The sequence below is a fragment of the Rhodococcus sp. NJ-530 genome, from assembly GCF_003860625.1.
Classification (GTDB): Bacteria; Actinomycetota; Actinomycetes; order Mycobacteriales; family Mycobacteriaceae; genus Rhodococcus_F; species Rhodococcus_F qingshengii.
The window spans coordinates 3,961,390-3,976,834 of sequence record NZ_CP034152.1; the positions used below are offsets into that span (position 1 = coordinate 3,961,390).

Consider the following 15,445-nt stretch of genomic DNA (forward strand, 5'->3'; position numbering starts at 1 on the left):
CCAGCTCACAGCTCTCCCTCCACCGTCGACTCCGCATACGCGGCGCCGGCATCCGTCCACGCGACCCACGGCGCAGCGTGGAAGTACTGCAATGCAATTGCCTCACCCAGTTCGCGGCAGGTCTCCTGCCAACCGAGCAACCGTCCCTGCAGATCCTCGAGCAACACGCCCTGCGGCAGGAACTCGAGTTCGCTGCGTGCGCGGCCCAGAAGCCGCGGCGCCTCCGCCCGGATTCCGACGCGACTGCCCGGCTGCGGGTCGAGCTCCTGCAGGCACTTCTCGGCCTGCCTGATCGAGTGGAACACCGAGCGCGGAAAGAGCCTGTCCAACAAGATGAACTCGACGACGCGATTGGCGTCGAGTGCTCCGCGATACGTACGCAGATACGTGTCATGTGCGCCCGCCGAGCGAAGAACGCTGACCCATGCCGGCGACGACGGGCGGTCACCGGCGCGCGCCAGAAGCATCCGCACGATCATGTCGACACGTTCGATCGACCTGCCCAGCAGAAGGAACCGATAGCCGTCGTCGCGACTGAGCGTAGAATCCGCCAGGCCCGCGAACATCGCTGCGCGTTCCTCCACATAGCGGAAGAACTCGTGTGGCCCCAGCCTGCGTGAGGCACGTTCACGCTCGGCCAGTCCGTTGTACGTGGTGTTCAGGCACTCCCACATCTCACTCGACGTGACCTCACGCGCCCCGCGAGCATTCTCACGTGCACTTGCCAGCGAGTCCACGATCGAACCAACCTGGTTGCGGCTGAACGCAACCAGATCGGTGAGCGAGCGCACGTCGAGCTTGCCCTCCGGCGCCTCGATGCCGAGGACACGCAGGAGCAGACGCGACGTGCGGTCCGGGTCGACGGTGGCGTCGTCGAGCAATTGATGGACGGCGACGTCGAGGATCCGAGCAGTGTCGTCGGCGCGCTCGACGTAGCGGCCGATCCAGTAGAGGGACTCTGCGTTGCGAGCAAGCATCGGTCACCACGCTCCGTTCACTGATAGTTCTTGGTAGCTGGGCACTTCCGAGGTGTTCACTGTTGCTGCTGCTGTTGTTGCTGCGAGGTGCTCAGTTCGGGACCCTGCACCGGCTCCGCGGATTCCGGGGGCTCGGACACCAGTTCCTCGCCTGACAACTCTGGGTCTTCGTCAGAGGTGCGACTCGCAAGCACCCACGTGTCCTTGCTTCCGCCGCCCTGGCTGGAGTTGACCACCAGCGAACCTTCCGGAAGTGCCACCCGGGTCAGGCCGCCGGGCAACACCCACACGTCCTCACCGTCGTTGACGGCAAAGGGCCGCAAGTCCACGTGGCGCGGCGAGAGAACATCGTCGATCTTGGTCGGCACCGTGGACAACTGCACGAGTGGCTGCGCAATCCACCCGCGCGGGTCTGCCTTGATCTTGCGGGTTATCGCGGCCAGTTCCTTGGGGCTCGCGTCGGGTCCGAAGACGATTCCGTAGCCGCCGGACCCTTCCACCGGCTTGATGACCAGTTCGGCGACGCGGTCGAGGACTTGCTCGCACTCCTCGTCCAACCAACAGCGGAACGTGTCGACGTTCTGCAAGAGCGGCTTCTCACCGAGGTAGTAGTCGATGATCTGCGGAACGTAGGTATAGACGAGTTTGTCGTCACCGACTCCGTTGCCGACGGCGCTCGAGATCACCACGTTGCCCGCCCGCGCCGCATTCAGTAGGCCTGCGACGCCGAGAATCGAATCCGGACGGAAGTGCATCGGGTCGAGATACTCGTCGTCGATGCGGCGATAGATGACATCGACCTGGCGCTCGCCTTCCGTAGTGCGCATGTACACCATGTTGTCGCGGCAGAACAGGTCGCGACCTTCGACGAGTTCCACACCCATCTGACGAGCGAGCAACGAATGCTCGAAATAGGCGGAATTGGCGATACCCGGTGTGAGAACAACCACTGTCGGGTCCGCTTCGTTGAGTGCAGCACCCGCACGCAGCGCCCTCAGCAGGTGTGTTGCGTAATCACCGACCGCCCGCACCTTGTGGGACATGAACAGATCCGGGAACACCCGAGTCATGGTGCGACGGTTTTCCATCACATAGGAGACACCGGACGGAGATCGCAGATTGTCCTCGAGAACTCGGAACTCTCCCGCCTCGTCTCGGACCAGGTCGATACCCGCGACGTGAATTCGCACACCGTTGGGCGGCACGATGCCTGCCGCTTCACGGTGGAAGTGCTCGCACGAGGTGACCAGGCGGCGCGGCAACACGTGATCGCGCAGGATTCGCTGCTCTCCGTAAATGTCCGCGAGGAACAACTCGAGCGCCTTCACCCGCTGTTTGATGCCCTTTTCCAGCCGCGACCACTCCTGGGCGGCGATGACGCGTGGCACCAGATCCAACGGGAAGGGTCGTTCCTGCCCGGACAGCGAAAACGTCACACCTTGGTCGATGAATGCGCGTCCGAGTGCGTCGGCACGCGCGGCGAGGTCGGCGCTGCTCGTCGGCGCCAGGGCTTTGTACACACCCTTGTACGGACCACGCACCGAGCCGTCGGGCTCGAACATCTCGTCGAAAGCCAACTCGTAGCGACCGATGTCTGAATATCCGTCGAACACTGCGGCAGGACGCGCTCGGGTGGTGGTCGAACCTGTTTTACTCGAACTTTTCGAAGGCGACGGCGTCATAGGGCAACATGCTGCTACAAGTGGGGCTATTCGGCAGCGCGGCGAGCAATCGGGCGCTCGGTGTACCCTTCTCGACAGACGCAACGTGCGACGGTTTGGGTTCTTGGGCCCTCGGCTGGTAATCTTGCCAGTCGGTGCATCAGTGCGCCCACAGCTTTCTCGACCGTAACCAGCTAAAGACGACAAGGATTTTACGCGTGGCCAACATCAAGTCCCAGGTGAAGCGAATCCGTACCAACGAGGCGGCCCGACTCCGTAACCAGTCGGTGAAGTCCTCGCTGCGTACCGCGATCCGTTCGTTCCGCGAGGCTGCGGCAGCCGGTGACAAGGACAAGGCCAACGAGCTCCTCGTCTCCACCAGCCGCAAGCTCGACAAGGCAGCCAGCAAGGGCGTCATTCACGCCAACCAGGCTGCCAACAAGAAGTCTGCACTCTCGCAGGCTGCCAACAAGCTCTGACGTTTCCACTGTGACGGTTCGCCGTCACACTGGTTCGTCTCGATAGCCGCCAGGTCGAAAGACCAGGCGGCTATTTTGCGTATTCAATCGGGTCAGTGCGAAGACCCGCCATCCATGTCTTGCAGCGAATATGTGGAGCGGGCTGCAACCATCTGATGATGGCGATCAACGGGCACGGGAAGCGCCCTCGCAGCTGGTTGTTCACGACTGTCTTCTGGGCGGTCGTCGCTTTCGGCGTAGTGGCCGCCCTGGGAATCCCTCGTTGGTGGGAATCATTGACGGTTGCAGTCGTCGGAGGTGCCGCAAGCTACGGATGGTGTAAGCGCAGGCAACGTAGCGAATTCCGGATCTTCTTCGGCGTGATGTGTTCACTCGTTGCGATTCTGGCGTTTCTCGCCGTTGGACGAGCGCTACTCACCACCGTGAAGGTGCCGGTGGACAGCATCGGCCAAGAAACCATTGTCTGCGGCAGTGTGGTGAATCCGGTGTCGCACGACTCACTACGGGTGACCGACATCAGAACAGGTGAACCAACGACACGGCCTCAGGCCATTCCGCATACTCAGTTGGAGCAAGCCTGCGTGAAACGCCTCGACTACCGGGCGGGTGAGGCCACGGCCGCCACTGTCGTCGGACTACTTCTGGCCGGACGCGCAGTAGGCCACGTTGTACTCAGTTCTTCCGCAACGCGCACACTTTCCGCACTGCCATCTCCAGGGCGAAGGACGAGTCGACTGCGGCACCCTTCACGTCGGCATTGAGGGCGGCGACGATCTGCATCGCAGCGCCGATCGACGTGGGATCCCAGCCGCCGACCTCCTTGATCGCCTTCTTGACCTTCCACGGCGGCATTCCGAGATCCGACGCCAACCGGAACGGGTCACCGCCCCGTGCAAACGGGCCGACCTTCGCGATGGTGTGGACTGCGTCGGCGAGGGCATCCGCGAGCAGAACATGGGCTGTTCCGATCTGATCTGCCCATCGGAGCGCCTCGAGCGCACCCCGGGTATCGCCGACGATGACTTTGTCGGCCACGTCGAATCCGGAAACCTCGGCCTTGCCCGAGTAATACTTGTGGACTGCATCCACGTCGATCTTGCCGCCCGTATCTGCCGCCAATTGCGAGCAGGCCGACGCGAGTTCGCGGAGGTTGGAGCCGACGCTTTCGATCATCGCGGCGATCGCATCTGGCGCAACCCTGACGTCTGCGGTCCGAAACTCACCCCGGACGAAGTCGACAAGCTGACTCTTGTTCAGTTTTCCGCAGTTGTGAACCGTCGCGCCGAGCTTCTCGAGGGCCGGCGCCAACGCTTTCGCGCGACCGCCGCCCGAGTGCACGACGATCAGAACCACACCTTCTGCCGGCTCGCGTGCAGCCTCCAGGACAAGCGCTACGGCATCTTTGCCTGCTTCTGCAGCCGATTCCAAGACGATCACACGGTCTTCGGCAAAAAGAGAAGGGCTGAGCAACTCGGCCAACTCGGGAGCATTGGTGTCGCCCGCACGCATCTTGGTCACCGGGAGATCCGAAATACCCTGGCCGCGGTCACCGCGGACAGCTCTGATGAGCTGCGATACCGTGCGGTCGATCAGGAACTCGTCGTCCCCGAGAACAAGATGCAGCGGATCGACTCCAGACGGATTACTCACCCGAAGATGGTCCCACGAGGAACCGACACGATCGACACAGACCCGCCGCCCCCGCCGTACACAGCGACGGTGCCGTCGACGTCGGTCCGAACCACCGCCCCGCCCAATGAATCCAGTTCATCGAGAACCTCCGCATTCGGGTGCCCGAAACTGTTGCCGACGCCGACGCTGATCATCGTCAACCTCGGACGCACCGCTTCCAGAAATGCCGACGACGTGGTCCGAGAACCGTGATGGGGCAGCTTCAACACATCGGCCTTCACGTCCGCTCCCGATCGGAGGATCGCCTCCTCCCCCGCAACTTCGGCGTCGCCCGTCAACAGAATTCGACCCGCGCCCGTGTGCGCCATCACCACCAGCGACTGATCGTTGGCTGCATCTGCGGCACCGACGGAATCGCGGGGAGCTGGAACCAACGGACCGAGAACCTCCACGTTCACCGATCCCAACGTCAACTCCATACCTGCGCGCAACGAGACAACCGGAACGGCCTGCGAGTCGGCGGTATCCTTCACCGCCCGAAAACCTGACTCCGGCAACAACATCGACCCGACTCCGATCGCAGCGACCGAACGCCCACTCAGGACTGCTTCCAATCCACCGATGTGATCGGCATGAAAATGACTGATCATCAGCAACGCGATGTCGTTGACGTCCAACATGTTCAGGCAACGATCCATCGACGTGGGATCAGGACCGACATCGATCACGATCACCCTGCCGTCTCCAGTCGAGAGCACAAGACCGTCCCCTGACCGACGTCGCACATCACCAGTGCCCACCCCGGAGCAATGCGGCCACCCCCGAACACGTGTTGAAAGATCAGGGCCAGAACAACTCCCAGAACGAGAACGCCGAGCACCCATCTCGAAATCCGATTCCACAGCGTCAGGGCCGCGGCCAGTAGGACTCCCACGACGACGAGAGCACCGATGAGTCCTGACGGCACTACCACCGACGCTCCGGGAAGCGCCGCCGCCCGCTCGGACACGCACAGCAGCCACCCCATCGGCGGCCGCACCAATGGCGCGACGAACACCGCGATCGGTGGACAGATCAGCGCACACAAGGCAATCACCGCACCGAACACCGTGATGATTCCGATCACCGGCGCCACCGCCATGTTCGCGGCAATCGTGACCACGCTGAAGGTTCCCGCCATGGCGCCCACCAACGGTGCAGTCACGACAAACGCAGCACCCGAGACAGCTGTCATCTCCGAAAACCAACGGGGCCAGCCTCTTCGGCGAAGCACGTCCACCCACACCGGAGCAATGATCACCAGCGCGCCCGTCGCAGTAGTCGACAGCGCAAATCCCCAGTCGACGGCCAGCTCGGGCCTCACGACTACCAGAACGATGACGGCGGCGGCAAGCGCAGGCAGCGCCTGTTTGCGCCGACCAGTGACCAGACTGAGCAGGCCTACCAAGCCCATCACCGACGCGCGTAGAACACTCGGCGACGGCCTCGCGACGACAACAAAGGCAACGAGGGCTACCACCGCCAAAGCGGCGCCGACCCGTGGACTGAGCGCCGCGGCTCTGACCAACAGCAGAACGGCCCCGAGCAGAATGCTGATGTTGGCGCCGGACACCGCGGTGAGATGGGAAAGTCCGGCAACGGTGAAGTTGTCCTTCACCACCGGCGACAGCGCCGACGTGTCTCCGACGACGAGGCCAGGCAGCAGACCCGCCTGATCCGGCGGGAGTGCAGCCGAGCACGCAGCCGCGAAACGAATGCGCACCACACTTGCCCATCGCTGATACCAGGGCACTTCTCCCACCGCGACGGGAGGCCCTTCGGACGTGATCACGGCGAGCGTGGAATCGCTACGCCATGGCTGACTCGCCCGGCCACGAACCGTGAGGCTCTGCCCTGGAACAACTTCGAGCCACGACGAACTGGGCGCCCGGATGGTGACCAAGCCGCCTCCGGAGTACCTGCGGTTCTGGGCAGTCACCGAATTGACGGTTGCCCTGAAGACGACCTGACCTTGACCCACCGCGCCGGAGACCGCGTGCGGATCCTCCGAGGGTTCCACTTCGACACTCACCCAAGCTCCCTCGAGAGAGGCTCGGGTCAGTGGGTGCCTCTCCGCCTCGGACGCCCGCCACCCGCCGACGGCACTACACCCGGCACCGAACAGCAATGCAACCAACATGATTCGTACCCACCCCGCTGATGTCCGGCGCACAACCACGTAAGTGAGGAGTGCCGCTGGAACCGCACACGCCACCGCCAGTACCCACGCGGCGACCGGGCCGAACAGGATCCCCACCGCACTGCTCCCCCACACCGCGACCGCCGACAGAAGCAGTCGAGCGTCGAGGACCGGCGAGGCTTCCGGTTCGTTCACACCGACACCAGCACTCGCAATTTGGCCAACCTTGCCGGGCCGATCCCGTCGACTTCCCCCAATTGTTCTATGTCCGTGAATTTTCCGTTGGATGTGCGCCAGGAGATGATCGCCGCAGCCGTTACCGGCCCTACCCCGGGAAGCTCGTCCAGTTCGGCCTCGGTGGCGGTATTGAGGTTCACCAGCCCAGCCCCGCCGGATTCCCCTGTAGCTGCGGGGCTGGTCCCTCCTGCAGTGGTACTCGAAGAAACACCACCGGACTGATCGGCCGCACCAACCACGATCTGATCGCCGTCGACAAGTTTCTGAGCCAGATTCAGGCCCACCGTCTCCGCTCCGTCGAGCACGCCACCTGCCGCAGCAAGCGCGTCGGCGATGCGCGAGCCCGAATGAAGATTGACAAGCCCAGGCGTGCGCACGAGCCCGACGACACTGACCACCACAGCCTCGGGCGGCTGCTCTGCCACGACGCCGGTCGGTACAGGACTGGCTGATTCACCATCGCCGGCAGTCGCATTCTTCTCCGTGACATTCTGGGGCGAGGGCAACGGTGGGACCGCCTGCAGGCTCGGAGAATCCCACCACACGGCGAACAAGCCGATTGCCGTAGCCAGAACTGCAACGATCGCCAACACCCAGGTCGCCGACCGACTCGGGCGCCAACGTGTACCGCGCCAATGTTCGGGCAATCGGTCGAACCGTGACGAGTCGGGCTGAGCGTCGTAGTCGTCCTCGTCGAAGTCCCGAAGCCACTCGGGGGACCTCTCGAAAGACCCTGAATCCTCGAATTCGTCGACGTCCTCGTGTCGCCGCCGGTAGTTGCCGTCCATCGCCGCGAGGCGATCACGCGCCCGCTCGCGCTCCTCGCTGATCCTCATGACTGGACGCTAACGAGAGACCTCGCCGCCAACGACGAACAATTTATATCTGTGGAGAACTCGCGGATTGTGGAGAAGCGATCAGGCGCTCGTGTCGATCTCCGGCAACGGGCACACCACAACACCGATCGCGCCGACACCGACGTGCGCTCCGATAACCGCACTGAAGTCGGTGACGACGGATTCCGCTACATCGGGAATGCGCTCGGCCAACTGTTCGGCTATCCCGTCCGCACGCTCTCGCGCGCGCATGTGATGCACGGCTATCGCCACACGACCGAGACCGGCGCGTTCGACTGCCGAATCCACCAACCTTGCAAGAGCTTTGGTGGTGGTACGTGTCTTCTCGCCGAGCACGAGCTTGCCGTCCACCAGATGCAGAATCGGTTTCATCGCCAATGCAGTGCCCAGCAGTGCGGCCGCGGTTCCGATTCGTCCTCCCCTACGCAATTGATCAAGTTTGTCGACGACGATGTAGCAGCGCCCACGGCTCGCTACGTCGACCGCCCGGCCGTACGCCTCTTCGAGTGAAGCGCCCTTCTCGGCCAAGCGTGCAGCTTCGAGAGCCGGATAGCCCAAACCCATACCGGCGGACTGTGAATCGACGATCCGGACGGCGCCACCGAATTCCTGGGCTGCGACTCGTCCGGCTTCCCACGTTCCCGACAGTTGACGTGAAATGTGAACGGCGAGAACGCCGTCACCGTCGCTCATGTCCAGGGCGCGTGCATACGCTTCGGACAACTCGGCGGGCGACGCTCCGGCCGTTGTCACTCCCGACAGGTCGCTCGGCATTGCGTCGACGCCCTCTCGCAAGTCGCACCCGTCACGGAGCACGTGGAGCGGAACAACCTGAATGCCACATGCGTCGGCCGACTCCTGCGGAATGCAGGCGGAGGAATCCGTGACGACGACGACCGGCATTCTGCTACCCGACTTCGCTCGGCGGTGCTACCAGTTCCGGCGAAACCACTTTCTGCGCCTCGACCCCGCGAATCGCAGCGATCATCGCGCGGGCTACGCCGACGTGACCGTCCCAACCCCAGTGAATGCCGTCAGGATTGCCGTTCTCGGAAAAGACGTTGTCACGCACTGCATCCGCAAGGTCGACTACGGGAACGTCTTTCTCCGTAGCCCACTCGGTGATCGCGGACACCGCGGCAGGCCGTCCGGCATGCACGCTCGCGTAGGCATCGCTGCGGTGCACTGACGGCAGGGTCGCGATCATCGGCAGTTCCGGCCGCATGTACTCCAACGCATTTCGCGAGCTTTCCAGATACTCGACGCTCAGCTTGGGCGGAAGTGCGACCGGGCGGCCCAGAGGTGCAAGCCGCGGCTGCAGCCATTGATAACCCTCGCGCACCACGCGTCGAAGCGCGGGTGGCCGAACGTAGCGGATGGTCTCGCGGAGCGCGGTAGGCAATGGGGACGGCAGCGAGTCCATCCCGCCGACCGCGAACACGACGGCGCCGGCCCGCGGCACCGCCGCCCACACACGAGGATCCTGAGTCAGTGCCCACCACGCGTCGCGACACGTCCATCCGATACGGGCGACCAACTCGACGTCCCAGCCGAGTTCGTCGGCCACGATGTTGGGCCAGATGCGTGGATGATCTGCCGCGAGGCCGCCTTTGGGGCCGAAATACGACAGCGAATCCGCGAGTACGAGGAGGACGGGGCGCTGCCCGTCGGCACTTTCAGAGGACGTCATTTGCGACACTCGCAGAAGCATTCCATACGTCGAGTCGCCACTCGATCGACTTGACGTCACCATGTCCACTGAGTTGCACCCAACTGGTGTTTCCCAATCCGCCGAGGACGGCCCAGCGATCGACGGGTAAGTCGAGCAATGCCGCTGTCAGTGCCGCGATCAAGCCTCCGTGCGCCACCAGAACCACGGGCCGCTCGGCCCAGTCCGGGTGCGTGTCGAGCAATTCGTGAACTACGGGGAGGCTGCGATTCGCGACGTCGATTCGGCTTTCGCCGCCGGGCGGCGCCAACGTGGCATCCGCTCGCCACGCAGATCGCACACCGGGAGTGCGCTCGTCGACGTCATGATGAGTCAGGCCCTGCCATTCCCCCAGGTGTGTCTCACGCAGACGCGTGTCGGTGAGGACCGGAAGTCCGGCGGCATCACCGACTGCGACGGCCGTGAAGTACGCCCGACGCAGATCCGAGGACACGATCGTCAACGGCCTGCGATCGGCGATCACCGGACCTGCACTCTTGGCCTGCGTGCGTCCCAACTCCGACAGGTCGGTGTCGAGTTGCCCCTGCATCCGAGAGTCGGCGTTGTATTCGGTCTGTCCGTGACGCAGCAGGATGAGCCGGCGGACAGGGTTCGACGCCGCACTGGGCGCCGACGAAGTCACAGCGAGGGATCCTGCGCGTCCGGCTCGGAAACCGTGTCGGTCTCGAACACCGTGTTGGCGTCGGCGGGGCCGGGACGGTTCTGTCCGAGGCCTTCGACCTCGACCGTCGGGCAGTCCTTCCACAGACGATCGAGAGCGTAGAAGTTGCGCTCCTCGTCATGCTGGACGTGGACGACGATGTCGGCGTAGTCGAGCAGTGCCCAGCGGCCCTCGCGGGTGCCTTCACGGCGGACCGGCTTGTGTCCCGCTTCGCGGAGACGGTCTTCGATGTTCTCGACAATCGAGTTGACCTGACGCTCGTTCGTCGCAGATGCGATGACGAAGCAGTCCGTGATGACCAGCTGTTCGGACACATCGAGCACCACCACTTCGGTGGCCAGCTTCTCGTCGGCTGCCAAGGCCGCGATGCGTGCCATGTCGATGGCTTCGGTGTTTGCGCTCACTCGATGTTCTCCAGTTTCGTCTTCAGAAAGTACTTGTTGTTCTCGGCTAGCTCGATTCGGCGCCCGGGACGGCTTCCGACTTCCCCGGTGCGGGCTCCGACATCGTTGTAGCTCCGTCGCGGCGCTCCGCGTCGACAGGTCGATACAGGTTCCGCTTCGAGATGTACTGCACCACTCCGTCCGGCACCAGGTACCAGACGGGGCGGTCTTCACTTGCCCGACGCCGACATTCGGTCGACGAAATGGCAAGTGCCGGAATCTCTATCAACGTGACCGCGTCGGCGGGCATGGTGTCGAGGTGACCGGCCAGGTGCTCTGCATTGAGATCGAAACCCGGTCGCGATACCCCGACGAACTTCGCCAATGCGAACAACTCTTCCCAATCTTGCCAGGAAAGGATGCTGGCCAGCGCATCGGCACCGGTGATGAAGAAGAGTTCGGCGTCAGGGTGGTAGGCCCGGAGGTCTCGCAGCGTGTCCACGGTGTACGTCACTTTTTCACGGTCGACGTCGACCCGAGAGACGGAAAACCGCGGGTTGGAGGCGGTGGCGATGACCGTCATGAGGTACCGGTCCTCGGCAGGACTGACGCCCTTCCCCTGCTTCTGCCAGGGCCGCCCGGTGGGGACGAAGATCACTTCGTCGAGTCCGAACCGGTCGGCGACCTCACTGGCCGCAACGAGGTGGCCATGGTGAATGGGGTCGAAGGTGCCACCCATCACTCCTAGGCGTCGAGCACGTTCCACCGATAGTCCCTTCTGCACGAGTGTCGAGCTTACGGGTCAGACCGGCAGCAGACGGGACACGACGTCGGCAAGCTGCTGGGCCGAGCGGCACTCGTGCATGCTGATGACCTCGTTGTAGACCTTCGCCGCGGAGTCACCCGTTCCCCATTGCCCCTTCGGCTCGGGGTTGAGCCAGTGCGCGTGCTTGGCTACTGCCACCATCTGCGACAGCGACTGAAGGTTGGGATCGCGGTAGTTGTTGCGACCGTCGCCGAGTACCAGTAGCGACGTGCGACTGGTGATCGACTGCGCAAACTTCTCCTGGAACACTCCGAAGGCGTGTCCGTAGTCTGAGTGGCCGTCGTAGGTGATCAGTTCGGCCTCACGCACCATCCGTGACATCGCTGATCCGAGGTCTGCGTTCGAGTCGAAGAACCGCGTGACCTCGTCGGTCGTGTCGATGAACGCGAACACCCGCACGCGCGAGAACTGCTCACGCAAAGCGTTCACGAGCAGCAGAGTGAAATGGCTGAACCCCGCCACCGAGCCGGACACGTCGCACATCACCACAAGTTCGGGCCGCGCCCGCTTCGGCTTGCGCTGCACCAGATCGATCGGCACTCCGCCCGTCGACATGGACTTGCGCAACGTACGACGTAGGTCGATCGAACCCGCGCGAGAGCGGCTACGACGCACGGCGAGACGACTGGCCAACAAGCGAGCCAGGGGTGCGACGTTCTTCTTCAGCGTGGTGAGTTCGGCATCGGACGCTCGCAAGAAGTCGACTTCCTCGGCGAGTTTCGGAACGCCGTACGTGGCGACCCGCTCCTTGCCCAAATTCTCGGCTGTGCGTCGACGCGTTTCCTTCTCGACCATCTTGCGGAAGTCCGCGATGCGCTGCGCTGCCGTGCGCTTGGCGACCTCGGACTGGTAGTCGGAGTTGTCCTTGCCCTCTGACCCGGAACCCTCCTGGTTGCCGAGCAGGCCCTGCAGGATCTTGTTGAGCAACGTCTCCGGGGCGACGTCGCGCAGCGCCTGGTAGGCGGAGAACGACGGGCCGTTACTCGACTGGTACTGCCCGAGTTCCTCGACCATCGCGGCGGTCAGGAGTTCGGTCATCTCCATCGCCTCGTCACTGCCGTCTGTCAGCAGTTCGGCGATCAGCTCACGCAATGCCTGCAGGTCGATCGAGCCGTCTGGCTTGCGCGGCAGTGTGACGTCGACGTCGCCGACCGCACGGTCACCGATCGCCTTGGGGAACCACAGGTCGAAGACGGCGTCGAACGTCGCCCGGTGGGTCGGCCTGCGCAGGAGCGAGCATGCCAGCCCTTCACGAAGCGCTTCACGATCGAGCAGGTCGAGAACAGACATGACCTGACCGGCGTCGACTGTCTCGGACGGGCCGACCATGATTCCGCGTCGTCGCAGAGCCTCGACAAAATCGACGAGGTGACCGGGAATCCCGTGCGGCGCTGCCAGGCCGCCAGGTGAGAGCGGCGACGTCGATGCTGCGGGAGCCATGTCAGACCTCAGTTCAGCCGAAGTTCAGCGGCGGCACGCACCTGGTCCGACTGGTGCTTGAGGATCACGCCGAGCGTGGCGCGAACGGCATCGTCGTCGAGAGTGTCCATGCCCAGAGCAAGAAGGGTGCGTCCCCAGTCGATGGTCTCGGATACCGAAGGGACCTTCTTGAGCTGCATTCCGCGCAGAACACGAATGGTGTTGACCAGCTGCTCGGCAATCGCTTCAGGAAGCTCCGGCACACGGCTTGCGAGGATGCGACGCTCGAGGTCGGCGTCCGGGAAATCGAGATGCAGGAAGAGGCAACGACGCTTCAGAGCCTCCGAGAGTTCACGAGTGGCATTCGAGGTCAACACCGTGAACGGCTTGCGGGTGGCGGTGATCGTTCCGAGCTCGGGGATCGTGACCGCGAAGTCGCTGAGCACTTCGAGGAGCAGACCTTCGATCTCGACGTCTGCCTTGTCCGTCTCGTCGATCAACAGCACCGTCGGGTCCTCGCGGCGAATGGCCTTGAGCAGTGGACGTGCGAGCAGGAACTCCTCCGAGAAGACATCCGCCTTCGTCGAGTCCCAGCTGTGGTCGACCGCGACATCACCCCTCGCTCCGCTCGCCCCGCCCGACTGAATCCGAAGAATCTGCTTCGCGTGGTTCCACTCGTACAGCGCACGAGCCTCGTCGACGCCCTCGTAGCACTGCAGACGCACCAGTTCTGCGCCCGTGGTCTGGGCGACTGCGCGGGCGAGTTCCGTCTTTCCGACACCGGCCGGGCCCTCGATGAGCAGCGGCTTGCCCAGACGATCGGCCAGGAAGACTGCCGTCGCGGTGGCCTTGTCGGACAGATAGCCGGTTTCGGCCAGCCGTTCGATCACGTCGTCGACGGTCGAGAAGAACGGCGTCGTGTCGGGAAGTGCTCGGTCCACGGTTAACTCCTTGAGAGGTGGGGCAAGTCTGGTGAACTTTTCAGGCGGGTCGGGTATGCCCGTCGCCCCAGACGATCCACTTGGTGGACGTCAGTTCCGGCAGCCCCATGGGGCCACGCGCGTGCAGTTTCTGGGTGGAGATGCCGATCTCGGCGCCGAACCCGAACTGCTCACCGTCGGTGAAGGCAGTCGACGCGTTGACCATCACTGCCGCAGCGTCGACTCGAGCGGTGAACTCGCGGGCAGCCGAGAGATTGGACGTCACGATGGCTTCGGTGTGGCCGGTTCCGTACTGGTCGATGTGCTCGACGGCAGCGTCCAAGTCCTTGACGACCTTGAGGGCGACGTCGAGGGTGAGGTATTCCTTCGACCAGTCGTCCTCGGTCGCGGGAACCAGTCCCGGCAGATCACCGTGCACGACGACGTCGTGCATCTGGAGCGCTTGGAGCAGCTTCGGCACGGCCGTCTCGGCAATAGCGGCGTCGACCAGCACCGTCTCTGCCGTGTTGCACACACTGGGCCGACGGGTTTTGGAGTTGAGAAGAATCTTCTCGGCCATCAGTAGATCGGCGGCCGAGTGAACATAGACGTGGCAGTTACCGACACCGGTCTCGATGGTGGGGACAGTGGCATCACGCACGACGGCGCTGATCAGGCCGGCACCGCCGCGCGGGATGACTACATCGACGAGGCCGCGGGCCTGGATGAGGTGCGTGACCGTCGACCGATCCGCACTCGGCAGAAGTTGAACGGAGTCCTCGGGGAGCCCCTGAGCAACCAACGACGCGCGTAGCGCCTCCACCAACGCTTCGTTGGACTTGACTGCCGAGGACGAACCACGAAGCAGCGCAGCATTTCCCGACTTGAGAGTCAGCCCGAAAGCGTCGACGGTAACATTGGGGCGAGCCTCGTAGACCATGCCGACGACACCGAGCGGAACGCGCTGCTGACGTAGTTCCAAACCGTTCGGCAGAGTGGATCCACGAAGCACTTCACCGATCGGATCGGGTAGTCCGGCAACCTGACGCAAACCCGACGCGATGCCCTCGATCCGGTCAGCGGTCAGACGAAGACGGTCGAGCAGCGATTCCTCGGTGCCGCCCGCCTTCGCGGTGTCGATATCGAGAGCGTTGGCCGCGAGAATCCGATCACTTGCCGCGAGTACCGCGTCGGCTGCGGCGTTGAGCGCAGCATCCTTCTGCGCGGTGGTCAGCAGAGCCAGGACGCGCGAAGCCTTACGGGCTCGGCGTGCGGCGTCGTGCACGACGGACTTGGTGTCGGACGCATTCGAGTCGACGGTTTCTGCGTTGGATGTCACAGCGGTCATGAATACACATTAACCACCCACCGCGGCGGCCTGCTCGGCGGAACAAGGCTGTGACCACCGGAGAACATTTCGGCGGACCGCCGGGGACCATTCCGGCGGACCGCCGGGGAACAATTCCGATGCGGGGCGCTGTTGCA

General features: G+C 63.6%; 13 protein-coding genes and 1 pseudogene. 1 reads left to right on the forward strand and 13 read right to left on the reverse strand.

What is annotated here, in order from left to right:
* Positions 1–5: 5 nt before the first annotated feature.
* A complete protein-coding gene (locus EHW12_RS18515) occupies positions 6–977 on the reverse strand; it encodes an alpha-E domain-containing protein (RefSeq protein ID WP_003944483.1) in 972 nt (323 codons plus the stop codon).
* 56 nt (positions 978–1,033) lie between these two features.
* Positions 1,034–2,659 carry a circularly permuted type 2 ATP-grasp protein gene (locus EHW12_RS18520; protein WP_047270788.1) on the reverse strand — a complete coding sequence of 542 codons (1,626 nt, stop codon included), beginning with the start codon at positions 2,657–2,659 and terminating at the stop codon, positions 1,034–1,036.
* A gap of 197 nt (positions 2,660–2,856) precedes the next feature.
* Between EHW12_RS18520 and rpsT the strand changes: the two genes are divergently transcribed.
* Positions 2,857–3,117: a 30S ribosomal protein S20 gene (rpsT, locus tag EHW12_RS18525; protein ID WP_003944567.1), complete on the forward strand. Its 261-nt coding sequence runs from the start codon at positions 2,857–2,859 to the stop codon at positions 3,115–3,117.
* A gap of 672 nt (positions 3,118–3,789) precedes the next feature.
* Here the strand turns inward: rpsT and holA are convergent.
* From holA to EHW12_RS18580, 11 genes and pseudogenes are all read right to left on the reverse strand, one after another.
* Positions 3,790–4,767, reverse strand: a complete 978-nt coding sequence (holA, locus tag EHW12_RS18530; RefSeq protein WP_003944476.1) for a DNA polymerase III subunit delta — start codon at positions 4,765–4,767, stop codon at positions 3,790–3,792.
* Positions 4,764–7,123 (reverse strand): annotated as a pseudogene (locus tag EHW12_RS18535) (ComEC/Rec2 family competence protein). The gene holA and the pseudogene EHW12_RS18535 overlap by 4 nt, the downstream one beginning before the upstream one ends.
* A complete protein-coding gene (locus EHW12_RS18540) occupies positions 7,120–8,001 on the reverse strand; it encodes a ComEA family DNA-binding protein (RefSeq protein WP_125051441.1) in 882 nt (293 codons plus the stop codon). The pseudogene EHW12_RS18535 and the gene EHW12_RS18540 overlap by 4 nt, the downstream one beginning before the upstream one ends.
* An 81-nt stretch (positions 8,002–8,082) precedes the next feature.
* Positions 8,083–8,925 carry a DegV family protein gene (locus tag EHW12_RS18545; RefSeq protein WP_003944515.1) on the reverse strand — a complete coding sequence of 281 codons (843 nt, stop codon included), beginning with the start codon at positions 8,923–8,925 and terminating at the stop codon, positions 8,083–8,085.
* Positions 8,926–8,929: 4 nt separating this feature from the next.
* On the reverse strand, positions 8,930–9,712 hold the full coding sequence (gene octT, locus EHW12_RS18550; RefSeq protein ID WP_030536627.1) for a diglucosylglycerate octanoyltransferase: 783 nt from the start codon (positions 9,710–9,712) through the stop codon (positions 8,930–8,932).
* Positions 9,699–10,373, reverse strand: coding sequence for a histidine phosphatase family protein (locus EHW12_RS18555; protein ID WP_019749053.1), 675 nt, complete (start codon positions 10,371–10,373; stop codon positions 9,699–9,701). The genes octT and EHW12_RS18555 overlap by 14 nt, the downstream gene beginning before the upstream one ends.
* A complete protein-coding gene (gene rsfS, locus EHW12_RS18560; protein ID WP_003944502.1) occupies positions 10,370–10,816 on the reverse strand; it encodes a ribosome silencing factor in 447 nt (148 codons plus the stop codon). Before rsfS ends, EHW12_RS18555 begins: the two co-directional genes overlap by 4 nt.
* A gap of 46 nt (positions 10,817–10,862) precedes the next feature.
* Positions 10,863–11,579 carry a nicotinate-nucleotide adenylyltransferase gene (gene nadD / locus EHW12_RS18565; protein ID WP_003944462.1) on the reverse strand — a complete coding sequence of 239 codons (717 nt, stop codon included), beginning with the start codon at positions 11,577–11,579 and terminating at the stop codon, positions 10,863–10,865.
* 18 nt (positions 11,580–11,597) lie between these two features.
* Positions 11,598–13,061 carry a VWA domain-containing protein gene (locus EHW12_RS18570; protein ID WP_007731020.1) on the reverse strand — a complete coding sequence of 488 codons (1,464 nt, stop codon included), beginning with the start codon at positions 13,059–13,061 and terminating at the stop codon, positions 11,598–11,600.
* 8 nt (positions 13,062–13,069) lie between these two features.
* The gene (locus EHW12_RS18575) at positions 13,070–13,981 is read right to left on the reverse strand and encodes a MoxR family ATPase (RefSeq protein WP_003944506.1); all 912 of its coding nucleotides are present in this window, start codon (positions 13,979–13,981) and stop codon (positions 13,070–13,072) included.
* 40 nt (positions 13,982–14,021) lie between these two features.
* Positions 14,022–15,308, reverse strand: a complete 1,287-nt coding sequence (locus EHW12_RS18580; RefSeq protein ID WP_047270781.1) for a glutamate-5-semialdehyde dehydrogenase — start codon at positions 15,306–15,308, stop codon at positions 14,022–14,024.
* Between the last annotated feature and the right edge of the window lie 137 nt (positions 15,309–15,445).